The following is a 21,275-nucleotide window of genomic DNA, read 5'->3' on the forward strand; positions in this document are numbered from 1 at the left end:
CCGATCAGGCTGGGTGCCGCACCTGCCGCCGCACCCAGTCGAGTTGAGCACGCTGCTGGAACATTGCGCCGCCCTCGTGCCCGTTGAACGGATACACCTCGATGTCCTTGGGCCCGCCGTACGCGTTGTGCGCGGCGAACACCGTCGACGGAGGGCAGACCTGGTCCATCAGGGCGGCCGAGAACAGGGCGGGGGCACGGCCGAGGGCGGCGAAGGTCACCCCGTCGAAGTAGGACAGGGTGCGAAACACCTGCTCCTCCACGCCGCGGCGCATCCGCAGGTAGTCCCCGACCTCACCGTACGGGCGGGCGTCGGTGAGGGTGATCGCGCGGCCGAAGTGGCACAGGAACGGCACATCGACGCAGACGGCCGCGAGGTCCGGCACGAGTCCGGACACGGCGAGGGTGATGCCACCGCCCTGGCTGGCGCCGAGCGCGACCGTGCGGGAGGCGTCCGCGAGCGGATGGGAGCGAGCCGCCTCGACGGCGCGGACGGCGTCGGTGAAGACCCTGCGGTAGTAGTACGTTTCGGGATCCTCGATGCCGCGGGTCATGACCCCGGTGTGCGCGGGCACGATGCCCATCGGATCGGGGGTGTCGCCGACGTTGCCGCCGGTGCCCTGGTTGCCGCCGCCCTGGCCGCGGACGTCCATGACGAAGTGCGCGTATCCGGCGAGCGGCCACAGGCTCCAGCAGTGCGGCAGCCCCCGGCCGCTGTTGTAGCCCTGGAACTGCACGATCAGCGGCAGCGGCCCCTCGGCCCCCGCCGGGACGGTGAACCAGCCCTTGATCGGGTGGCCGCCGAACCCGGCGAAGGTCACATCCCAGGTCCGCGCCCCCGCCAGGCCGGTCTCCACCGGCTCGAACACGGCAGCCAGGTCGTGTGCCCGGGTTTCGGCGAGGGTCTTCTCCCAGAAGGAGTCGAAGTCCTCGGGTACGGGTATCTCCGGCCGGTAGCCGCGCAGTTGGTCGAGCGGCAGGTCGAACTGAGGCATGGCGGTTCTCCTCCAGAGGGCCGAGCGTCAACTCCGATCAGGCGAGCAGGAGCCGGGCGGTCCGCGTTCCGCCGTTGGTCGCCGCGAGCGTCGCCGTCAGCGTTGTCCTCGCACCGGTGGTCACCTCGAGCTCGGGATCGCGGGTGAGGACCCGCGAGGTGTGCCGGTCGAGCGTGATGCGGATCGGTTGCTGGGCGCGAGTCGGGTCGGCGACCGAGAGGGAGATCGCATTGCCGAAGAGTTCCACGATGACGGCGACCGGAGCGTTGACGGTGATTCCGGCGACGCTCTCCGGCTCGAAGAAGGCGGCCATGACCCGGTCACGACCGAGCTCGCGGACCGCCTGGACCCGTGCGGAGTTCGCCGCGATCTCGATGGCGCGATCCGCCGCTGCCCGTCGGGTGCGCTGTGCCGACGCTCCCGGGAGGACCATGTAGGCGTAGGTCTCGTCACGCGGCTCTACCCCGTGCTCCACGCTCAGGGTCAGGTATCGCCTGGTCACCGGGTCGGTCGTGCCCGGCGCGGTGCCGGAGTCGATTCCGCGCCAGGTGCCGGTGCGCGCCTGGCGGGTCGCGCGCAGCGGCGCGCCGCCGGGGAAGACGTAGCCCCCGACTCCGTCGAGGTGTGCCCACTCGGCACCGGTGAACTCCTGCGACCAGCCGAGGTCCGAAGGCTGGGGGTGGCCGTCGACGATGAGCGCGTTGGTGCCCGCGGCGTGCAGGTTGCGGTTCTCGATCGTCGTCACCACGGGGAAGCGGTCGCTTTCCCCGTCGTCGGATGCCTGGTAGACCTCGACCTCGAAGACGCGGGCCACGTTGGTGGTGGACCCCGACGCCCTGCTGATCGACAGCCGGACCTGGTCGCCCACGACGTCGAGATCCGTCACCTCGACCTTGTGCGCGACATTGCCGACGATGTCCGCGACCCGCACCCAGCCGTCCGCCGTGCGGACCTCGACGGTGAAGTCCTTCAGGGTCGATGTCTCGTCGTGGTTGGTCGCCGCGTAGCCGCTGTACACGCTGATGCTCGCCAGGGCCGCCATCCGGTCGAGGCTCACCACGAGCCAGGGAGCCGGGTCGTCGGTGGCGGACAGCCATCGGCTGTCGTCGGCGAACCTGCCGTCGACGGCCTTGGCTCCTTCGGTTCCCGCGCGCAGCACGGAGGACACCTCGACATCCGCGCCGCGCGCCAGGTCGGTGCCGGTCCGGACGGTGCCGCCGCCGGTGATGCCCGCGCCGAGAGCCACCACCCGATCGTCCAGGCAGAACCACGTCTTGCGCCCCCGGACCTGGGACGCCCTCGGCGCGATGATGCCTTGCAGGTCCATGCCGACGACGCCGCAGCTGCCGCCGGAGGCGACCGCGCCACCGACCCAGGACGTGCCGGGGCGGGCTCCGCTGCCGACCGTGACGTCCAGCGGTGTCGTGTCGACGGTGGTTCCCGGCAGGCGGTACGGGTCGACCGTGGGCCAGAACGCGTCGGTGAACTGCCCGGCGTCGGCGTCGTACAGGTACGTCATGCCGGAACCGGTGTGCCAGCCGTGCTTGTTCTGCGACAGGATCCCCTCGTAGTAGCCGATGCGCCTGCTCGACATCGAGATCGCGCACGCCCAGTCCGAGCGCCGGTGGACCGCCCGGTCCATGACGGGGAACTGCCGGTGCTCCTCCCGCTCGGCGATCGCCGGAACGGCCGGATCGTCCATGACCTGGGCGAGCATCGTCACCCGCGCGGGCCCTCGGCCCCAGCGGATCGAGGACGGCGGGGAAGGCAGCGCGGTGTCTCGGGCCACCCAGCCCTTGACCAGGCCCTTCCAGCGCAGGGCCTGCTCGGGGCCAGCGGCTTGGGCCAGGCGGAGGATGTGCTCCATCGTGGCGTAGCCGGCGATGCGGTCGGTCTCCAGCTGCAGGGAGATCGCCCGACCGCGGACGAAGTCCATCATCTTCCCGTCGTGCACGACCGGGGCGAAGGAATCCTCGATCACTCCGAAGAACTCCTCCCGACGGGGGTCCGTGATCGCCCACGGGGTGTCGGCGAGCATTTGGAACTGCCGGGCCATGCCGCCGAGCAGAACGATTCCGTAGGAGCCCGTGTAGGCGAAGACGCCGTGCTGGATGAAGGAGCCGTCGGCGTAGAAGCCGTCGGCCTCGAAGCCGGGGCCTCCCGTCGTTCGCGGCAACAGCGTGGCCAGCGTGGAACGGCCCATCAGCAGGCGGTCTTCGTTGTCGTCGAGCATGCCGTCGAGCATGGCGATCTCGCACAGGTCCGACCGGTTCGCGCCCACCGAGACGAGGCCCTTCTGCACCTTGTGGTGCGTCGGGTCCGGGACGAAGTCACGCACCGCCGCGATGTAGTCGTCACGATCGCCGGTCGGCAGCGCGTCGCCGAGCAGGAGGCACGTCCACAGCAGCGGGCGCGGCGAGCCGATCTCCCAGAACCACCAGGTCTTCAGGGCGGCCTCGGGCGCACCGGCGTGGTAGGAGAGGTCGTGGGCGGTGCGCAGGCCGGACAGCACGTCCGACCGCGTGCCCGGATCCGCGTAGCGGGCCAGCCCCGGTGTCGCGCAGGCCAGCGCGAGATCACGGAGCCTGTCGTACGTGGTCCGGGTGTTGGCCGGGTCGAGGGGCAGGTCCTCGAAGACCCGGTCTCTGCCCGCCCGGCGGTCGATCTTCGCCGCGACCTCGTCCGCCCAGGCGTCGAGCTCAGCGACGTAGCGGGCGACCACCGGGTGAGCCGCATCGAAGGCCCCACCGGTGAGGAGGTCCCGCGCCCGCTGCCGCAGGCCCGCGAAGTCGGCGGGCGATGCCGCGGCAGGCGATGCCGCGGCGGGCAGCGCTGCCAGGCTGCTTGCCAGGACACCGCCCCCAACCCCGCTGAGGAACGTGCGTCGTCTCATCGTCCTCGGATCTCCTGTCTGGTTCACGGCTGCCTGCGATCCACGCGTTCACTCCGTGGATGACCGACGGCCTCGGCGCGCTCGGGGGGATGGGAGGTCAGCGCTTGATGAGCGCGGCGACCTCCTCGCCTGCCTGCTTCATCGCGTCCTTGGGCTTCGAGGTGCCGACCAGGACGGCCTGGACCTGCTTGGCCACGGCCTCCTCGATCTGAGCGTTCTGCGCGAACTGCCAGAACGGGCTGCCGGTCGCCGTCCTGGTGATCTTCGCGGTCCACTCGGTGGTGAACTCGTCGTCGGCGACCTTCGGGTCGGCCAGGCCCGCGGTGGTGGACGGCGGCATGGCGTTCGACGCGAAGTAGTCGGCCGTCGTGGCCGGGTCGGTGGTGGTGTGCAGCGCGAATTCGGTCGCGGCGTCCTGCCCCTCGCCCTTGACGATCGCGATCACGCCGCCCCACAGCAGCGCCTGCGGGGTGTCGCCGGGGCGCAGCACCGGACGCGGCATCGGCTGCATCGCGTCGGCCAGCGCCTTGTCCTCGGACTGGGCCGCGGTCACGCCCTTGCCGACGATGGCGTCGTCGTAGAAAGCGGCCTTGCCCTGCCCGAACAGCGCGCGCGCGTCGAAGCGGTCCACGTCCGCGGCGATCAGCTTCGCGTCGTGCAGCTTCTTGTACCAGGTGACCGCGTCTACGGAAGCGTCGTCGCCGATGGTCACCTTCTCGCCGTCCAGGAGCTTGCAGCCGAAGGTCTGCATCCACGGGAAGATGTCCTTGAGCTGGGCGACCTTGGTGGCCGCGGCGTAGGGCACGACACCGCCGCCGATCCCCTTCAGCTCCCGCAGCGCGCCCTCGAACTCCTCGATCGTGGTGGGGTGTTGCTTGATCCCGGCCTTCTGCAGGAGTGCGGAGTTGGCGATCACGCCGATCGAGCCGGTGTTCCACGGCAGGCCGTACTGCGTGCCGTCGTACTCGCCGCTGCCCCGCGCCACATCCGTGTAGCCGCCCTTCGCGGCCACGGAGCCCAGGTCGGCCAGCTTGCCCATCTGCGCCACCGCGGCGAGCCAGGAGATGTCGAGGTGCACCGCGCCGGTCGTCTCCCCGCCGCTCAGCTTGAGGGTGAGCTGGCTCAGGTACTCGTTGTACGGGTACGAGACCGCGCGGATCTTCGACTTCTGGTCCTCCTCCCACGCCGCGATGATCTTCTCGAGGGCGGGCTTGGCGGCCTCCTCGTTGAGCGACCAGGAGGTGAAGTCGAAGTTCTTGGCCTTCGTGTCGCCTCCGTTGGAGGAGGTGTTGGCGCCGGACGGTACGCAGGCTCCCAGCACGCCGGCGCCGGCTACGCCGAGCGCGCCGATGCCGAACATGCGCAGTGCGCCGCGCCGGCTGATGCCAGAGGTGGTCATGGTGTCTCCATGGGCGAGTGGACGGAAGGGGGCGTCGGGCGGATCCCGCGGGCTCGGCTACTTGACCGAGCCGGCGGTCATGCCGCCGACGAGATAGCGCTGCAGGAACATGAAGGCGACGACCACCGGGACGGACACGACGAGCGAGGCCGCCATCAGCTGGGGCCAGGCGGTCTGGAATTCACCGATGTAGGTGGAGACGAGGCCGGGCGGCAGGGTCTGCTTCTCCTTGCCGGCCAGCGTCAGGGCGAAGATGAAGTCGTTCCAGCCGCGGACGAAGGCGAACAGACCGGCGGCGATCATCCCGGGCGCGGCCAGCGGCGCCACGATGGAGTGCAGGGTGCGCCAACGGGACGCGCCGTCGATGGACGCGGCCTCCAGGAGGGCGTCCGGGACGGTGTCGAAGATCCCCTTCAGCATCCAGACGCACAGCGGCATCGTGAACGTGGTGAAGGACAGCACCAGGGCGGTGTAGGTGTTCAGCAGGCCGAAGCTGGAGAAGACGGCGTACAGCGTCACCAGGAGCAGCGCCTGCGGGAACATCTGGGAGGCCAGCACCAGGTGCATCAGCGAACGGCGCCCGCGGTAGCGGAACTTGGAGAACGAGTAGCCCATGTAGGTGGCGACGACCACGCTCAGCACGGCGGTGATCGAGGCCACGACGAGGGAGTTGATCAGGTAGTCGATCAGCTGGTCGTTCTCGGCGAGGGCGGTGAAGTTGCTGAAGGTGAGGTCGGTGGGTATCAGCTTCGGCGGGAACTGGAACGTCGACTCGGGGCTGCTCAGGGCGGTGGCGAGGAGCCAGTAGACCGGCAGCAGGCCGAAGGCGCCGATGACGACGACCGCGGTCCAGGCGGCGATCCGCGAGCGTACGAGATCCTTGCGCATCCGGCGTCGCGAGGTGCGCCCGGTGTGCCTGGCGGACGGCGGGGCGGAGGTCGTGGAGGTCATCGGGCGTCGCCCTTCCGCTCGGTGATCCTGAGGTAGACGGCGACGAGGACGAGCAGGAGCAGCATCCACAGCCCGCCCAGCGCGGTCGCCCGGCCGATGTCGAAGCCCTTGAACGCGGTCTGGTACACGGCGGTCGCGAAGGTCTCGGTGGAACCGGCCGGGCCGCCGCCCGTGAGCACGTAGATGGTGTCGAAGTGCTGGAAGTTCCAGATGAACTCCAGGAGCAGCACGATCGAGGCGACCCCGCGAACCTGCGGCCAGGTGACGGCGAAGAAGCGGCGGATGGCGCCCGCCCCGTCTATCGAGGTCGCTTCGTGCAGCTCCCTGGGCACGGTCTGCAGACCGGCCAGGAGCATCACCATCATCCAGGGGAAGCTGGCCCACGTCTTGGTGGTGATCACGGCGAGCATGGCGGTGGCCGGCTGGCCGAGCCAGGTGACGGACTCCTCGATGATCCCGGCCTTCACGAGGATGCCGTTCAGGACGCCGTAGTTGGCGTTGAAGATCCACATCCACAGGAAGGAGACGACCACGCCCGGGATCACCCACGGGAACAGGAACAGGCCGCGCATGAAGCCGCTGCCCTTGAGGCCCGAGTTGAGCGCGAGGGCGAGGGCGAAGCCGAGCACGAACGGGACGAGGGTCGCACCGACGGTGAAGATCAGCGTCTGCTGGAGGATCGTGAGGAAGTCGCCGTCGAGCCAGTGGGTGAAGTTGTCCAGGCCGGCGAACTCCCGCCCGGGCAGCCGCAGATCCTGCTTGAAGAAGCCGGTGAACAGCGCCGACAGCAACGGGTAGACGATGATCGCCGCGAACAGAGCGAGCCCGGGTGCGGTCAGCAGCAGTGCGAACGCGCCGTTGGAGAGCCGTCCGCCGGTCCGCTCGCGGGGTGGAGCGTTCTTCCGCGGAGGTGCAGCCGTACTCATGGGTGTGTCCCTCTCGAACGGGGCGGGAGCGCCGGGGGCCCTGTGCGAACGCCGTCCATGCTTCAGTGAATTCAAGTTGCAGCATGCGGGATCGTTCTCCATATGGCGCGACGGCGTCAACCCTTCTCGTCGGCGAATCGCCGATTCCTGCCTGGAACCGGACTCCTGCTCGTGACGCCCGCGACTGCGCCGAACGTGCAGCTGATCCCCCATACGGAACAACAGTTTCATAATATGCATGTAATGTACGTTCACGGTCGCTCTGCTGTGGCGGAGGAGGATCCGAGTTTCACACCGAGGAGGCCGCACCGTGCGGGCAGAAGAGGTCCACTACGACATCGCCGTCATCGGCGGCGGCCTGGCGGGGACCTGCGCGGCCATCGCCGCGGCCCGGCTCGGACGCCGCGTCGCCTTGGTCAACAACCGGCCCGTCCTGGGCGGCAACGCCAGCAGCGAGGTCCGCGTCTGGGTCTGCGGAGCCACCGCCCACGGCGTGCACCGCTGGGCCCGCGAGAGCGGCATCATGGGCGAGCTCTACACCGAGAACCAGTACCGCAACCCCGAAGGCAACCCCTACTACTGGGACCACGTCGTCCTCGACGCCGTCCGCGCCGAACCGAACATCGACCTCTACCTCAACACCGACGTGCGCGAGGTCGACGCGAGCGGCCCCGACGACGCCCGCGAAGTGCACTCGTGCACCGGCTGGATGATGGGCTCCGAGCGCCGCATCACCTTCCGCGCACGCCAGTTCCTCGACTGCACCGGCGACGGCCTGCTCGGCCACCTCGCCGGCGCCCGCTACCGCATCGGCCGCGAGTCCCGCGCGGAGTTCGACGAGCCCTGGGCGCCGAGGGAAGCCGATGATGCGCTGCTCGGCTCGACGATCCTGTTCCACACCAAGGACACCGGCAGGCCGGTGAAGTTCGTCCCGCCCGCCTGCGCCAAGGATCTGTCGACCACTCCCATCCTGCGCAACCGCGTCCTGCGCACCGGCGACAACGGTTGCGACTACTGGTGGATCGAGTGGGGCGGCGAACTCGACACCGTCCACGACAACGAGCGCATCCGCGACGAGCTCCAGGCCGTGGTCATGGGCATCTGGGACCACATCAAGAACTCCGGCGAGTTTCCCGACGCGGCCGATCTCACCCTGGAATGGGTCGGTTCACTGCCCGGCAAGCGCGAGTACCGCCGCTTCCTCGGCGACCACGTCCTCACCCAGCGGGACATCCTTCAGCAGCGCGAGTTCGCCGACGGCGTCGCCTTCGGCGGCTGGTCCGTCGACCTCCATCCGGTGCAGGGCATGTACGCCGACGAGCCCGGCGCCCGCCAGCGCTACGCGGACGGCATCTTCCACATCCCGCTGCGCTGCCTCTACTCGGCGAACGTCACCAACATGCTGATGGCCGGGAGGAACATCTCCGCCACCCACATCGCCTTCGGCGCCACCCGTGTCATGGCCACCTGCGCCACGCTCGGCGAGGCCGCCGGAACCGCCGCCGCCCTGTGCGTCGCCGAGGGTCTCACCCCACGCGAACTGGCCACCGAACACGCGGAGTTGGTACGCCGGACTCTGCTGAGGCAGGACGCCTCGGTCATCGGCCTTGCCGACGACGACCCCGGCAACCTGGCGCGCACGGCCCGCGTCAGCGCCTCTTCCCACCTGAGCCGCCTGGCCGCCGAGCCCACGCCGGCCGCGCCCGGCGAGCCGTACCCCCTCACCCGCGACCTCGCGCTGCTGCTGCCGGTGGACCCCGCGCTCGACACGGTCGGCCTGCTCGTCCACGGCGCGCCCGGCGACGAGCCGAGCCGGCTCACCGTGGAACTGTGGAGCACGGGACGCCCCGAGAACGCGGTCCCCGCGGACCACCTGCTCACCACCACCGCCACCGTCCCGCCCGGCGGCCCGCACTGGATCACGGCCCACCTCGACCACCACCCGACGACCCCCCACAACGCCGTCCTCATCGTCCGCGCCTGCCCCGGCGCCGCGCTCGTCCTCCTCCCCGAACGCACCGACGGCGTCCTCGCGCTGCGCCGCAAGGCCGAGGGGGACGCGGGCGTCGACCACGACATCCCGGAGGAGGACGGCCAACTCGTCCTGGAATGGCAGGCCCGCGGCCTGCGCCGGCGGACCTTCGCGTTCCGCGCGACCCCGGACACCGCCGCATTCCTGCCCGAGCGAGCCGCAGGCGGGTTCCAACGCCCCTACGGAGGCCCGCAGATGTGGTCGTCCGAGCCCCTTCCCGACCCCGAACGAGCCGAGCAGTGGCTGTGCCTCGACTGGGCCGAGGAACAGCAGCTCACCGAAGCACGCCTGGTGTTCGACGACGACGTCGACGAATACCTCAACAACCTGCACCGCCACCGCACGCCGTTCGAGATCATGCCGGAGCTCGTCCGCGACTACCGCATCCAGAGCCGCGACCCCGACGGCACCTGGCGCACGCTCCTGACGGTGCAGGACAACCGCCGCCGCCACCGCGTCCACGCGCTGAAGGACGCGGACGGCGGGCCCGTGCGCACCGACGCGCTACGACTCGTGGTGAACGCGACGCACGGGGCGCGGCACGCGCACGTCACCGCGTTCAAGGCGTACGGCACATAGAGCTGTGCGCTGTGGTTCAGAGGGCGCCGAGTGCCTGGCTGATGGCGTCGGCGGCCTCGATGACCTCGCGGACGAGAGCGGGGCGCCGCCCTTCGCCCTCGGCGGGATCGCCGAGCAAGGAGGCCGGTCCCCACAGCGAGATGGCAGCGACGACATCCCCCGAGGCGTCGCGGACGGGCGCGGCGAGGGAGGCACGGCCCAGGGCGCGCTCCTCGGCCTCGATCGCGTAGCCGGTGCGGCGCACGATGTCGATCTCGGTGTCGAGGAGCTCGTGGCTGGTCGTCGTGAAGTCGGTGTGCGCGACGAGCGGTTCGGGCAGCAGCTCGCGACGCTCTTCGGGGCCGAGACCGGCGAGCAGGCACTTGCCGATGCCGGTGGCGTGCAGGGGGGCGGTGTGCCCGGCCTGCGTGTACGACTTGGGGGCGCGGGTCCCCTCGAAATTGCACAGGAACGTCAGCTCGGTGCCGCGACGGACCGCGACGTTGGCCCCGAGCCCCGTACGGGTGGCGAGGTCCTGGAGAACCATCCGCGCGGCGCGATGGACCGGATGGCGATTCGTGGCGGTGGCGGCAAGCGAAAGGATGCCGAGGCTGAGGCGGTACAAGTTGCTGACAGGATCGCGCTCCACCATGTCGAGGCGTTCGAGCGTCGACAGCAGACGAGAGGTCGTCGAGGAGCCGAGGCCGGTCAGCTCGGCGACATCGGAAACGCGCAGTTCGGCGCGGCCGGAGTCGAGCGCGCGCAGCACCGAGACCGCGCGTTCGACACTCTGGTTCGTCCCGACATCAGTCGCCCGATTAACCATGACCCTCCTCATTCTGCAATCCGCTTGCACTATCTGCAGAAGCATACTTGTACCGGTATCCGGCGGCGGCAGCGCTGCTGCGCCGTGAACAGCCGCCGTCGATGTGCCGGTCACCGCCCGGCATGACGCCTCAGCATCAGATTCGCGCCGACTACGGCGCTCGCAGATCGCGGTCCATCAGGCGCGCTCGCCCGCCATCGCTGACGCGGCACTGCGCGCGGGCCGCTTCGTGAAGTTCGGCGCTGATCGCCTGTCGCGTCCGCAGGTCGCGGGGCCATCGGGCACTATCGACGGGGTGAGCACCTACCCCGAGGCGAAGATCCCCGAGAAGCTTTTCGACGACCCCGAGCGGGAGGCTCGGTGGCGGGCCCGCTTCAGCGCGCCGCGCGTGTCGTTGCCGGACTGGGCGCGCGATGCCCCGCAGCGCAGCCTGTACGTGTCGAACTTCAGCGGCACTTGGGAGCTCTACGCGTGGGATCGCGACGCGGACAAGCACCGCCAGGTCACCGACCGCCCGAACGGGACGTTCCACGGCACGCTGTCCGCCGACGGCGAGCAGATCTGGTGGTTCGACGACACCGACGGCGACGAGTTCGGCAGCTGGCGGGTCGAGCCGTTCGCCTCGGGCGAGGCCCGGCCCGCGCTGCCGGGCACGCACCCCGGCTACCCGGCGGGCCTGGAGCTCGGCCGGTCGGTGATCGGCATGGGCATGTCCACCGATGACGGTGTGACGGTCTGGGTGGTGCGCGACGGCAAGCCCGAGGTGCTCTACGAGCACGAGCAGGACGGCGGGCTGTCCGCGATGTCCTGGGACGAGTCGATGCTGGTGATCTCGCACTCCGAGCACGGCGACAGCCGCCACCCGGCGCTGCGGGTGCTGCGCACCGACGGTTCCGAGGTGGCCGAGAAGTGGGACGGCCCGGGCAAGGGGCTGGACGCGCTCGCCTTCGCGCCGGTCACCGGCGACCCGCGGCTGCTGGTGCTGCACGAGCGCCGCGGCAAGGAGGAGCTGCTGGTCTGGGACGTGGTGGCGGACACCGAGACCGAGATCGAGCTCGACCTGCCCGGCGAGGTCTCGGCCGACTGGTACCCGGACGGCGAGGCGCTGCTGATCGCGCACACCCACCACGCGCGCACCACCATGCACCGCTACGACCTGGCGGAGAAGGCCCTCACCGAGCTCGCCACGCCGCCGGGCACGGTGGCGGGCGCGTCGGTGCGGCCGGACCACGCCGTGGAGTACGTGTGGTCGTCGGCGGCGACGCCGTCGCTGATCCGCACGGTTTCCGCGGACGGCGAGGACCGGGTCCTGCTGACGCCGCCCGGTGACCGGCCGCCGGGTTCGGAGGCCGTCACCGACGTGTTCGTGGAGGTCCCGTACGGGCCGAACGACACGGTGCACGCGCTGGTGGCCCGCCCGGCGAACGCTCCCGACGGGCCGCTGCCGACCGTGTTCAACCTGCACGGCGGCCCGCACGCCGCGGACGAGGACCGGTTCTCGGCCTACCGCGCGGCCTGGCTGGACGCCGGGTTCGCCGTGGTGGAGATCAACTACCGGGGCTCCACCGGGTACGGCTCGGCGTGGCGCGACTCCATCGAGGGACGGCCGGGGCTGACCGAGCTGGAGGACGTCGCGCGGGTGCACGACTGGGCGCTCGAGGCCGGGCTCACGACTCCGGCGCAGAGCGTGGTCGCCGGCGCGTCCTGGGGCGGCTACCTGACGCTGCTGGCGCTGGGCACGCAGCCGGAGCGGTGGGCCGGCGGTGTCGCCGGGGTTCCGGTGGCCGACTACGTCTCCGCCTACGCCGACGAGATGGAGCCGCTGCGGGCTTACGACCGCGCGCTGTTCGGCGGTTCGCCGGAGGACGTGCCGGACGTGTACGAGAAGGCCTCGCCGATCACCTACGTGGACCAGGTCCGGGTGCCGACGCTGGTGCTGGCCGGGGACAACGACCCGCGCTGCCCGATCCAGCAGATCCTGAACTACCTGGACCGGCTGGGGCAGCGGGACGTCCCGTTCGAGTTCTACCGCTACGACGCGGGCCACGGCTCGCTCGTGGTGTCGGAGACGCTGCGCCAGGTCGCGGCGGAGATCCACTTCGCCCGCCGCGCCGTCGGCCTGGGCTGAGGCTTGTCAGGTGGCGATTTCGCGCGAAATCGCCACCTGGCACAGCTTTCCGGGCACCCGGAAAACTCTTTGCCGGAATTGCCGGGTTTTCGGTACGAAATACCCATGCCGCAAACCGATCCCGAGATCAGCTTCCGCCGTGTCACCGCCTGGACGGTGACCGACGTGTGCGAGCTGAGCGAAACGTTGTCCGACGAGCAGCGCGAGATGGTGGCCGACAACGCGGTGTCGATCGCCGAGGCGCACTTCTCCGAGAGCGCTTGGTTCCGGGCCATCTACGCGGATGAGACCCTGGCCGGGTTCATCATGCTGCACACCGGCGCGGACTACGACGACGGCATCGAGCGCCCGGGTGTGTTCCTGTGGCGGCTCATGGTCGCCGGCCCGCACCAGGGACGCGGCATCGGCCGCAAAGCCGTGCAGAAGGTCGTCGCAGACCTCACCGCGCGCGGCATCCGCGAGCTGCGCACCAGCTACGACGAGGGCCCGGCCAGTCCCGGCCCGTTCTACAAGTCTCTCGGGTTCATCCCCAGCGGGGACTTCTACGGCGAGGAGATCGGCGCCGTGCTGCGCTGGTGATCCCGTGCGGATTCCGGCCGCCGACTGGTCCGTTCCGGTGGTAGCGCTGGTCAATTTTTGATCGAAAACGCAAGAATGGTGGCCATTTCACTCAGCACTGAGCAGGCGAGGTGGGAGATGGCAGGCGTCAGCAGACGGGGTTTCCTGGGCGCGGTCGGCGTCGGCGGTCTCGCCCTCGGCATGTCCGCCGGCAGCAACCGGGTGCTCGCGCAGGCGCAGACGCGGTCCGGGCTGACCGTGCGCGGCGACGAGTTCCTGCTCGACGGCGAACCGTTCCGGATCATCGCCGGCGAGTTCCACTACTTCCGCACCCATCCCGACCAGTGGCGGGACCGGCTGGTCCGGATGCGCGCGCTCGGGCTCAACACCGTGGACACCTACGTCGCGTGGAACTTCCACGAGCCGCGACGCGGCGAGGTGGACTTCACCGGCTGGCGCGACGTGGTGCGCTTCGCCGAGCTCGCCGGCGAGGTCGGCCTGAAGGTCGCGATCCGGCCCGGCCCCTACGTCTGCGCCGAGTGGGACTTCGGCGGCCTGCCCGCCTGGCTGCTCGCCGATCCGGACATGCCGCTGCGCTGCGACGATCCGGTCTACCGCGAGCTGGTCGACGCGTGGTTCGGCGAACTGCTGCCGCGGCTGGCGCCGCTGCAGGCCACCCGCGGCGGCCCGGTGATCGCGTTCCAGGTGGAGAACGAGTACGGCAGCTACGGCAACGAGCAGCAGCATCTCGCGCACCTGCAGAACACGTTGCGCGGCAACGGGATCGACAGCCTGCTGTTCTGCTCCAACGGTCCGTCGGAGTACATGCTGCGCGGCGGGAACCTGCCGGACGTGCTGGCCACCGTGAACTTCAGCGGCGATCCGGCCGAACCGTTCGCCGCGCTGCGCCGCTACCAGCCCGAAGGCCCGATCTGGTGCACGGAGTTCTGGGACGGCTGGTTCGACCACTGGGGCGAGCAGCACCACACCACCGACCCGGTCCAGACCGCCGCCGACGTGGCGAAGATGCTGGCGGCCAACGCGTCCGTGACGTTGTACATGGGTGTCGGCGGCACCAACTTCGGCTGGTGGGCGGGTGCGAACCACGACGACGCCAACGACCGGTACCAGCCGACGATCACCAGCTACGACTACGACTCCCCCATCGGCGAGGCCGGTGAGCTGACCGAGAAGTTCCACCGGATCCGCGAGGCGATCGCCGAGCACGCACCGGTGCCCGGCGAACCGCTGCCACCGCTACCGCCCCGGCTCGCCGCGCAGAGCGTGCGGCCCGACGCCTCGGTCGGACTGCTGGAATCCCTCGACGTGCTCAGCGAACCGGTGCGGCGGTCGGCGCCGGTGCACATGGAGGCGCTGGGGCAACCGCACGGGCTGATCCACTACCGCACGCGCATCCAGGGCCCGCGCGAAACGGCGGGGATCAAGGTGCGCGGGCTGGCCGACCGGGCGCTGGTGTTCGCCGACGGCGAGCTGCTGGGCGTGCTGGACCGCAACGAACCGCAGGGATCGGTGGAGGTGCCGGTGCCGGGCGAGTCCGTGCAGCTGGACCTGCTGGTCGATCCCGGCGGCCGGATCAACTTCGGCCACCGGCTCAACGATCCCAAGGGCATCAACGACCGCGTGCTGCACGGTGCGCAAGCCCTGTTCGGCTGGGAGATCCGCCCGCTGCCGCTGGACGACCTCACCGGCTTGCGCTTCCGCTCCGGCACCGCCACCGGGCCCGCCTTCCACCGCGCGACGCTGCGGATCGGCGAGCCCGCGGACGGGTTCCTCGCGCTGCCGGGCTGGACGAAGGGCCTGGTGTGGCTGAACGGGTTCCTGCTCGGCCGCTACTGGTCGATCGGCCCGCAGCGCACCCTGTACGCGCCGAGTCCACTGTGGAGGAAGGGGGAGAACGAGCTGGTGGTGCTCGAGCTCCACGAGCCCGGCGGAGCGCTCGAACTCCGCGCCGAGCCCGACCTCGGCTGAGCGGTCGTGAGCGCGTAACAGTGTTCGAGCACTGTTACGCGCTCACGACCCCGGCTGGCGCAGGTCGAGGCGGTAGTCCAGCTCGTCGAGGTGCTGGCCCCACTGGCGGACGGACCTCCGCTCGGTGCAGTGGAAACCGGCGTCGAGGTAGAGGTGCGCAGCTGCTTCCAGCTGACCGACGGTCGAGAGCAGGATCCGCTCGAAGTCGCGTTCCCGCGCGTACTCCAGCAAGGCGCGGATCAGGCGTTTGCCGACGCCGGAACCGCGCACCTCGGGCGAGACCAGGAACCACCGCAGCTTCGCGGTGCCCGCCCCTTCGTCGGTGAGGCCGACGGTGCCCACCACCTCGCCGTCCCGCTCGGCGAGCCAGAGCCGTCCCGGCTCGGCACCCGGCTCGTCGCGGGCTTCGCCCAGCGCCTCGGCGAATGCGGCCAGGCCCTTGGCAACGTGCGCTTCGAAGCGTTCGTCGAAGGAGTGCTCGCGCGCGTAGAACCGGCCGTGCATGGCCAGCACGGTGCCGAGGTCGCCGGGGCTCGGGCCAACGCGAACGGTGATCTCGGAGGACATCTCGACTCCTGGTGTGAAACAGTTGTTTCACTCGTACGCTAGCAGCCCGACCCACACCGGAACAGAGGGCGACGATGACCGACACCGGGCGCCGCGACGAACTGCTCGCGAAGCTCCTGGACTACTCCGCCGCGCACGGCCTGTCGGAGGTGTCGCTGCGCCCGCTCGCGGCGGCGGTCGGATCCAGCCCGCGGATGCTGCTGTACTTCTTCGGCTCCAAGGAAGGCCTGGTCCGCGAAGTGCACCGGCACGCCCGCGACGTCCAGCTCCAGCTGCTCGCCGACACGCTCGCCGACTGCCACGAGCGCACCGAGGCGCTGCGCGGGCTGTGGCGCTGGCTCAGCTCCACAGCGCACCACGACGTGATCCGGTTCTTCTTCGAGAGCTACGCGCGCTCGCTGCGGGGCGGCGCGTGGGAGGGCTTCGGCGAAGCCAGCGTCCGCGAATGGCTGCCGCCGCTCCAGCGCGCGTTGGGCGGCTCCGAGGCCGAGGCCACGCTGGTGCTGGCCGCGCTGCGCGGGCTGGTCCTCGACCTGCTGGCCACCGGCGACGCGGCGCGCGTGGACACCGCGTTCGAGACCCTGCTCACCAGCCTGTGAAATAGTCGCCGACGCGGAATATCTGCACGCGCGTGGTTGTCCGTGCCTGTCGTGAGCCATCTCTTCGAACCGATCAAGCTGCGCGACCTGGTCATCCGCAACCGCGCGTGGGTCTCCCCGATGTGCCAGTACTCGGCGACCGACGGCGTGCCCGACGACTGGCACCTGGTGCACCTCGGCCAGTTCGCCACCGGCGGCGCCGGGCTGATCATCTCCGAGGCGACCGCCGTGGTCCCCGAAGGCCGGATCAGCCCGCAGGACACCGGCCTGTGGAACGACGAGCAGGTCGCCGCCTGGCGGCGCATCAACGACTTCCTGCACGCGCAGGGCGCGGCCACCGGCGTGCAGCTCGCGCACGCCGGGCGCAAGGCGTCCACCTCCGCACCGTGGGAGGGCGGCCAGACGGTTCCCGCGTCCGAGGGCGGCTGGGAGACCGTGAGCTCGACCGCCAACGCCTTCGGCAACAACGCCGCACCGCGCGCCCTGACCGAGGCCGAGGTCGCGGAGCTGCCCGCGCAGTTCGCGGCGGCCGCGCGCCGGGCCGAGCAGGCCGGCTTCGACGTGGTCGAGCTGCACTTCGCGCACGGCTACCTGGCGCACCAGTTCTACTCGCCGCTGGTCAACGACCGCACCGACCGCTACGGCGGCGACTTCGACAACCGGGTCCGGGTGCTGCTGGAGATCACCGACGCGGTCCGCGAGGCGTGGCCAGCGGACCGGCCGCTGTTCGCGCGGATCTCGGCGACCGACTGGGTCGAGGGCGGCTGGACCGGCGAGGACTCGGTGCGGCTGTCCCGGCTGCTGGCCGAGCGCGGCGTCGACCTGGTGGACGCCTCCACCGGTGGCGCGGTGCCGAAGGCGGAGATCCCGATCAGCGCCGGCTACCAGGTGCGGTTCGCGCGCCAAGTGCGCACCGGGGCGGACGTCCCGACGGCGGCGGTCGGCCTGATCACCTCGCCCGAGCAGGCCGAGGAGATCGTCGCCTCGGGTTCGGCGGACGCGGTCCTGCTCGGCCGCGAGCTGCTCCGCGACCCGCACTGGCCGCTGCGCGCGGCCGACCGCCTGCACGCGGACAACATCTGGCCGAAGCAGTACGAGCGGGCCCGCCGCATCTGACCGGCGGTCTTCCGAGGTGAAGGGCACCCTTCACCGAGTTAGCGGGCGAAAGGTGCCCTTCACGCCGACCTCGTTCGGGTGCCCATCACTCGACGGAAGCGAGGTGAAGGGCACCTTTAGGCAGCACAGTTGCCTAAAGGTGCCCCTCACCGCTCCCAGCCCGTTCGGGAGTCCATTGTGGATTAGGGTGGGAGCTTTTGGCCGAAGTTGACCGGGGCGGGGCCAACTCGCGTAATCTCGGCTCAGGAACTCCCCGAGCGTGAAGATGGACATGCGTACAACACCAGTCACAGCCGCCGCCGCGCTGGCCCTCGCCGGCCTGCTGCTCTCGGGGTGCGCGGGTGGCGACGCACCAACCTCGGAGGCGGAACCGCTGGTCGGGCCGTCGCTGGCCGGGTTCGACCCGTGCTCGGCGCTCTCCCAGAGCGATCTCCAGCACGTCGGGGTCACCGAGCCCGGGGAGCAGGTCGACGAGAACGGCGAGATCGGCTGCGACTTCCGCGGCGACGACGAGTTCCTGCTGCGGATCTCCAAGGCGGAGACCACCGACCTCGCGGGCTGGGAGCGGCAGCGCGGCGTGTTCAGCAGCTTCGAGCCGAACTCGGTGGGCGCCCGCCGGGGGATCAGCGCGGTGCCCGCCGGAGCGCCGGAGTTCTCCTGGTGCAGGCAGATCATCGCGGTCGGCGACGGCTCGGTCTCGGTGGAGATCAAGTACAACGCCGACACCGGCCGGGCGGACCCGGAGACCTGCGCGAAGGCGCTGGACATCGCGCAGGTCCTGGAGCCCGCCCTGCCCTGAATCGTGAGCACTTCGAGGGGCTGTAGCACCCCGAAGCACTCACGATGCGAGCTGCGACTGCCACATCCAGTGGGCCTTCTCCAGCTCCGCGGCGATGGCGATGAGCAGGTCCTGCGTCACCAGGTCGGTCTTGTCGGCCTCGTCGATTCGGGCCCGCAAGCGGCGGATCAGCTCGCCGAGCGACTCGGCCATCGCCTCGATCACGGCCTTGTCGCTGCGCCAGTCCGACTCGAACTTCGGCAGGCCGGAACCCGCCGCGACCGTCGCCGCGCGGCCGTCCGGCGAGACTCCGATGGCCGCGGCGCGCTCCGCGACGTCGTCGGCGAAGCCGCGCGCGGTGGCGACCAGTTCGTCGAGGTGCAGGTGCACGTCGCGGAAGAAGCGGCCGACGACGTTCCAGTGCGCCTGCTTGGCCACCAGGTGCAGGTCGATCAGGTCGAGCAGCGTCGCCTGCAGCAGCTTGCCGGTGATGTCCTGGTCCTGGTCGTTGAGCGGGCTGGTGATCGGAGCCATGAGCGGTACAACCTCCTCGGACGCGAGCTGCTTCGCTCCTGAGGGTGCTGCCTCACGGGCACCGACGCACTTCGAACGTCAGGAGGCGAACTCGACCACCTGTCGGCCGATGGTGCGCAGGATGGTGGTGACCTTCTCGTCGGTGCACTCGCCGCCGGGCTCGAAGTGGGTCTCCGCCGAGTTGACCGCGCCGCCGAGCGGCGTCGGCCAGCCGCGCAGCGCGTGCACGACGGAGCGCAGCGCTTGCAGCGTGGTGACGGTGGCCTGCCAGCCGTGCGCGATGCCGATGCAGCCGACCGCGCGTCCGTCCAGGTAGGGCCGCTCATCTTCGCGCAGGTCCTCGGCGTAGTCCAGGGCGTTCTTGATCAGCCCGGAGACGGTGCCGTGGTAGCCGGGCGAGGCGAGGATGACCCCGTCCGCGTTGCGCAGGGCGTCCACCAGCTCCAGCGCGTTGTCGGTGCGCTCGGTCAGCTGCGGGTCGTAGAACGGCAGCGCGAGGCTGCTGCCGGTGATCGCGTGGACCTTCGCACCTGCTTCGCGGGCGCCCGCCAGCGCGGCGTGCAGCGCACGTTCGGACTGCGAGTCCGGCCGTACCGAGCCACCGATTCCCACCACGGTCAGCGTCATGCGCAAATCCTTCCACCCGCTCGTCGCACCTGTCTTCGGCGGACTCCGGCCACGCTACGACTTCCAGCCCGGTCGAGGTCAAAGCGGAACGTCGGTGTCTTGAAACACACCTACTTGCAGGTAACCTCAACGTCGACCTGCCGCCTCCCGGGAAGGCCCACGATGTCCAAGGTCCGCGAACTCGTGGAGGCCGCAGCGCTGCGCGGCATCTTCGCGCTGCCCCGCCCCGCCCGACGGCTCATCGCCGGACGGCCGGTCCGGCTGGACGGCCAGGAACTCGCGCTGGACGCGCAGCTGCTGCTCAAGCTGCAGAAGCTCAGCGGGCAGGAGAAGCTCTCCGCTCCCACGCCGGAGCTGGCGCGCGAGGGTATGCGCCGGTCCACCCGCCTCGCCACCGCGGCACCGGTGAGCGGGGTCGTCGTCGCCGACCGGCCGATCCCGACCGAGAACGGCGCGCTGCCCGCCCGGCTTTACCGGCCGCGCGAGCTCACCGGCACCAGCCCGCTGCTGGTGTTCTTCCACGGCGGCGGCTGGGTCATCGGCGACCTCGACAGCTACGACGACGTGTGCCGGTTCCTGGCCAAGCACGCGGGCATCCGGGTGCTGTCGGTCGGCTACCGGCTCGCCCCGGAGTTCCCGTTCCCGGCCGCGCTGGACGACAGCATCGCCGCCTACCGGTACGCCGTGGACAACGCCGCCGAGCTGGGCACCAGCCGCGATTCGATCGCGGTCGGCGGGGACAGCGCTGGCGGCAACCTGGCGACCTCGGTAGCCCTGCACGCCGCCCGCTCGGAGCTGGCCGACCCGGTGTTCCAGCTGCTGATCTACCCGGCGGCGGACGGCACCACGCGCCGCCGCTCGCGGGAGCTGTTCGGCACCGGCTTCCTGCTCACCGACGCGGACATGACCTGGTTCATCGACCACTACCAGCCCGACGAGGAGCTGCGCGCCGACCCGCGCCTGTCGGTCCTGCTGGCCGAGGATCTCAGCGGGCTGCCGCCGGCGTACGTGGCCACGGCCGGGTTCGACCCGCTGCGCGACGAGGGCGAGGCCTACGCGCAGCGGCTGGCCGACTCGGGCGTGCCGGTGATCAGCCGCCGGTTCGAGGACCTGATCCACGGCTTCGCCAACGCGCGCCAGGTGGCGCCCCGGTTCCAGGAGGCCATGTTCGAGATCGTCGGCGCGCTCCGCGCCGGGCTGTCCCTGCGGAAGGTGTGAGACCCGCGAGTGCTTTGGGGTGCTCTAGCGCCCCGAAGCACTCACGACACGGGCGGCGGAGGCGTGGACGGGTCGGCCAGCCACGCCTTCGCGCGAGCGCGGGTGGGTTCGGACAGCCGCCCGCTGATGTCGGCGAGCGTGACCGCGCGCAGCGAGTCCCGCCAGGCCCGGTCCGCGTCGAGCATGATCTGCGCGACCGGGCACGGCGCCGTGCACCGCTCCGGCGGCACCGCGCAGGCGCCGCGCTGCCGGATCTCGGTGCACACGAACGAAGGCGTGGTGCCCTCGATCGCTTCGACGACGTCCAGCACGGTGATCTGCTCCGGGGCGCGGGCCAGGCGGAAGCCGCCGCGCGGCCCCGGGCTGGCGATCAGCACACCCGCCCGCACCAGTGATTTCAGGTGCTTGGCGAGGTAGGCCTCCGGCAGGTCGTAGTACCCGGCCAGGGTGCGGCGCGAAGCCAGGTCGCCCGCGTCGGCCTCCGCGAGGGTCACAGCGCAGTGCAGCGCCCACTCCACCCCCTGCGACAGCTTCATGTCCGGCACCCTACTTGGCAGACTTCATGGATAACGAATATCCATG

The 21,275-nt window shown here is 70.7% G+C and carries 18 protein-coding genes; 8 read left to right on the top strand and 10 right to left on the bottom strand.

Annotated features, from left to right (window positions below; translation table 11 throughout):
• Nucleotides 1–4 precede the first annotated feature (4 nt).
• From OU416_RS17230 to OU416_RS17250, 5 genes are all read right to left on the bottom strand, one after another.
• On the bottom strand, nt 5–994 hold the full coding sequence (locus OU416_RS17230) for an acetylxylan esterase (protein ID WP_270927999.1): 990 nt from the start codon (nt 992–994) through the stop codon (nt 5–7).
• A gap of 37 nt (nt 995–1,031) precedes the next feature.
• The gene (locus OU416_RS17235) at nt 1,032–3,887 is read right to left on the bottom strand and encodes a polysaccharide lyase family 8 super-sandwich domain-containing protein (RefSeq protein WP_270928000.1); all 2,856 of its coding nucleotides are present in this window, start codon (nt 3,885–3,887) and stop codon (nt 1,032–1,034) included.
• A 97-nt stretch (nt 3,888–3,984) separates the two neighbouring features.
• Nucleotides 3,985–5,286, bottom strand: coding sequence for an extracellular solute-binding protein (locus OU416_RS17240; protein ID WP_270928001.1), 1,302 nt, complete (start codon nt 5,284–5,286; stop codon nt 3,985–3,987).
• Between the two features lie 57 nt (nt 5,287–5,343).
• The gene (locus OU416_RS17245) at nt 5,344–6,237 is read right to left on the bottom strand and encodes a carbohydrate ABC transporter permease (RefSeq protein WP_270928002.1); all 894 of its coding nucleotides are present in this window, start codon (nt 6,235–6,237) and stop codon (nt 5,344–5,346) included.
• Entirely contained in the window at nt 6,234–7,163 is a 930-nt protein-coding gene (locus OU416_RS17250) for a carbohydrate ABC transporter permease (protein WP_270928003.1), read from the bottom strand. The genes OU416_RS17245 and OU416_RS17250 overlap by 4 nt, the downstream gene beginning before the upstream one ends.
• A gap of 310 nt (nt 7,164–7,473) precedes the next feature.
• Here OU416_RS17250 and OU416_RS17255 point away from each other — a divergent pair, with 310 nt between their 5' ends.
• A complete protein-coding gene (locus OU416_RS17255) occupies nt 7,474–9,774 on the top strand; it encodes an FAD-dependent oxidoreductase (protein WP_270928004.1) in 2,301 nt (766 codons plus the stop codon).
• A 16-nt stretch (nt 9,775–9,790) separates the two neighbouring features.
• Here OU416_RS17255 and OU416_RS17260 read toward each other — a convergent pair whose 3' ends face one another.
• Nucleotides 9,791–10,579: an IclR family transcriptional regulator gene (locus OU416_RS17260; protein WP_270928005.1), complete on the bottom strand. Its 789-nt coding sequence runs from the start codon at nt 10,577–10,579 to the stop codon at nt 9,791–9,793.
• A gap of 295 nt (nt 10,580–10,874) precedes the next feature.
• Here OU416_RS17260 and OU416_RS17265 point away from each other — a divergent pair, with 295 nt between their 5' ends.
• The 3 genes from OU416_RS17265 (at nt 10,875) to OU416_RS17275 (ending at nt 15,254) form a co-directional block, all read left to right on the top strand.
• Nucleotides 10,875–12,707 (top strand): S9 family peptidase, encoded by a 1,833-nt coding sequence (locus OU416_RS17265; RefSeq protein WP_270928006.1) that lies wholly within the window; start codon nt 10,875–10,877, stop codon nt 12,705–12,707.
• Between the two features lie 105 nt (nt 12,708–12,812).
• Nucleotides 12,813–13,286, top strand: a complete 474-nt coding sequence (locus OU416_RS17270; RefSeq protein ID WP_270928007.1) for a GNAT family N-acetyltransferase — start codon at nt 12,813–12,815, stop codon at nt 13,284–13,286.
• A gap of 117 nt (nt 13,287–13,403) precedes the next feature.
• On the top strand, nt 13,404–15,254 hold the full coding sequence (locus OU416_RS17275) for a glycoside hydrolase family 35 protein (RefSeq protein ID WP_270928008.1): 1,851 nt from the start codon (nt 13,404–13,406) through the stop codon (nt 15,252–15,254).
• A gap of 42 nt (nt 15,255–15,296) precedes the next feature.
• Here the strand turns inward: OU416_RS17275 and OU416_RS17280 are convergent, their stop codons facing one another.
• A complete protein-coding gene (locus OU416_RS17280; RefSeq protein ID WP_270928009.1) occupies nt 15,297–15,821 on the bottom strand; it encodes a GNAT family N-acetyltransferase in 525 nt (174 codons plus the stop codon).
• 74 nt (nt 15,822–15,895) lie between these two features.
• Here OU416_RS17280 and OU416_RS17285 point away from each other — a divergent pair, with 74 nt between their 5' ends.
• The 3 genes from OU416_RS17285 to OU416_RS17295 all read left to right on the top strand — a co-directional run bounded on the left by OU416_RS17285 (nt 15,896) and on the right by OU416_RS17295 (nt 18,335).
• A complete protein-coding gene (locus OU416_RS17285; RefSeq protein WP_270928010.1) occupies nt 15,896–16,420 on the top strand; it encodes a TetR/AcrR family transcriptional regulator in 525 nt (174 codons plus the stop codon).
• A gap of 51 nt (nt 16,421–16,471) precedes the next feature.
• Entirely contained in the window at nt 16,472–17,536 is a 1,065-nt protein-coding gene (locus OU416_RS17290) for an NADH:flavin oxidoreductase/NADH oxidase (RefSeq protein ID WP_270928011.1), read from the top strand.
• 271 nt (nt 17,537–17,807) lie between these two features.
• Entirely contained in the window at nt 17,808–18,335 is a 528-nt protein-coding gene (locus tag OU416_RS17295) for a DUF3558 family protein (RefSeq protein WP_270928012.1), read from the top strand.
• Nucleotides 18,336–18,374: 39 nt separating this feature from the next.
• On the opposite strand, the gene OU416_RS17300 is transcribed toward OU416_RS17295, so the two are convergent.
• Together OU416_RS17300 and OU416_RS17305 are read right to left on the bottom strand one after the other, a co-directional pair.
• A complete protein-coding gene (locus tag OU416_RS17300) occupies nt 18,375–18,848 on the bottom strand; it encodes a Dps family protein (protein ID WP_270928013.1) in 474 nt (157 codons plus the stop codon).
• 78 nt (nt 18,849–18,926) lie between these two features.
• Nucleotides 18,927–19,475 carry an NADPH-dependent FMN reductase gene (locus tag OU416_RS17305; RefSeq protein WP_270928014.1) on the bottom strand — a complete coding sequence of 183 codons (549 nt, stop codon included), beginning with the start codon at nt 19,473–19,475 and terminating at the stop codon, nt 18,927–18,929.
• A gap of 162 nt (nt 19,476–19,637) precedes the next feature.
• On the opposite strand from OU416_RS17305, the gene OU416_RS17310 reads away from it, so the two are divergent.
• Nucleotides 19,638–20,693: an alpha/beta hydrolase gene (locus OU416_RS17310; RefSeq protein ID WP_270928015.1), complete on the top strand. Its 1,056-nt coding sequence runs from the start codon at nt 19,638–19,640 to the stop codon at nt 20,691–20,693.
• 41 nt (nt 20,694–20,734) lie between these two features.
• On the opposite strand, the gene OU416_RS17315 is transcribed toward OU416_RS17310, so the two are convergent.
• On the bottom strand, nt 20,735–21,229 hold the full coding sequence (locus OU416_RS17315; protein ID WP_270928016.1) for an RrF2 family transcriptional regulator: 495 nt from the start codon (nt 21,227–21,229) through the stop codon (nt 20,735–20,737).
• Between the last annotated feature and the right edge of the window lie 46 nt (nt 21,230–21,275).

Source organism: Saccharopolyspora indica (assembly GCF_027853965.1).
Lineage (GTDB): Bacteria > Actinomycetota > Actinomycetes > Mycobacteriales > Pseudonocardiaceae > Saccharopolyspora > Saccharopolyspora indica.

Bases quoted from the DNA above. Each gene is read 5' to 3' on its own strand.
- OU416_RS17230 (WP_270927999.1), bottom strand. From the start codon at position 994: ATGCCTCAGTTCGACCTGCCGCTCGACCAACTGCGCGGCTACCGGCCG.
- OU416_RS17235 (WP_270928000.1), bottom strand. From the start codon at position 3,887: ATGAGACGACGCACGTTCCTCAGCGGGGTTGGGGGCGGTGTCCTGGCA.
- OU416_RS17240 (WP_270928001.1), bottom strand. From the start codon at position 5,286: ATGACCACCTCTGGCATCAGCCGGCGCGGCGCACTGCGCATGTTCGGC.
- OU416_RS17245 (WP_270928002.1), bottom strand. From the start codon at position 6,237: ATGACCTCCACGACCTCCGCCCCGCCGTCCGCCAGGCACACCGGGCGC.
- OU416_RS17250 (WP_270928003.1), bottom strand. From the start codon at position 7,163: ATGAGTACGGCTGCACCTCCGCGGAAGAACGCTCCACCCCGCGAGCGG.
- OU416_RS17260 (WP_270928005.1), bottom strand. From the start codon at position 10,579: ATGGTTAATCGGGCGACTGATGTCGGGACGAACCAGAGTGTCGAACGC.
- OU416_RS17270 (WP_270928007.1), top strand. From the start codon at position 12,813: ATGCCGCAAACCGATCCCGAGATCAGCTTCCGCCGTGTCACCGCCTGG.
- OU416_RS17275 (WP_270928008.1), top strand. From the start codon at position 13,404: ATGGCAGGCGTCAGCAGACGGGGTTTCCTGGGCGCGGTCGGCGTCGGC.
- OU416_RS17280 (WP_270928009.1), bottom strand. From the start codon at position 15,821: ATGTCCTCCGAGATCACCGTTCGCGTTGGCCCGAGCCCCGGCGACCTC.
- OU416_RS17285 (WP_270928010.1), top strand. From the start codon at position 15,896: ATGACCGACACCGGGCGCCGCGACGAACTGCTCGCGAAGCTCCTGGAC.
- OU416_RS17295 (WP_270928012.1), top strand. From the start codon at position 17,808: ATGCGTACAACACCAGTCACAGCCGCCGCCGCGCTGGCCCTCGCCGGC.
- OU416_RS17300 (WP_270928013.1), bottom strand. From the start codon at position 18,848: ATGGCTCCGATCACCAGCCCGCTCAACGACCAGGACCAGGACATCACC.
- OU416_RS17305 (WP_270928014.1), bottom strand. From the start codon at position 19,475: ATGACGCTGACCGTGGTGGGAATCGGTGGCTCGGTACGGCCGGACTCG.
- OU416_RS17310 (WP_270928015.1), top strand. From the start codon at position 19,638: ATGTCCAAGGTCCGCGAACTCGTGGAGGCCGCAGCGCTGCGCGGCATC.
- OU416_RS17315 (WP_270928016.1), bottom strand. From the start codon at position 21,229: ATGAAGCTGTCGCAGGGGGTGGAGTGGGCGCTGCACTGCGCTGTGACC.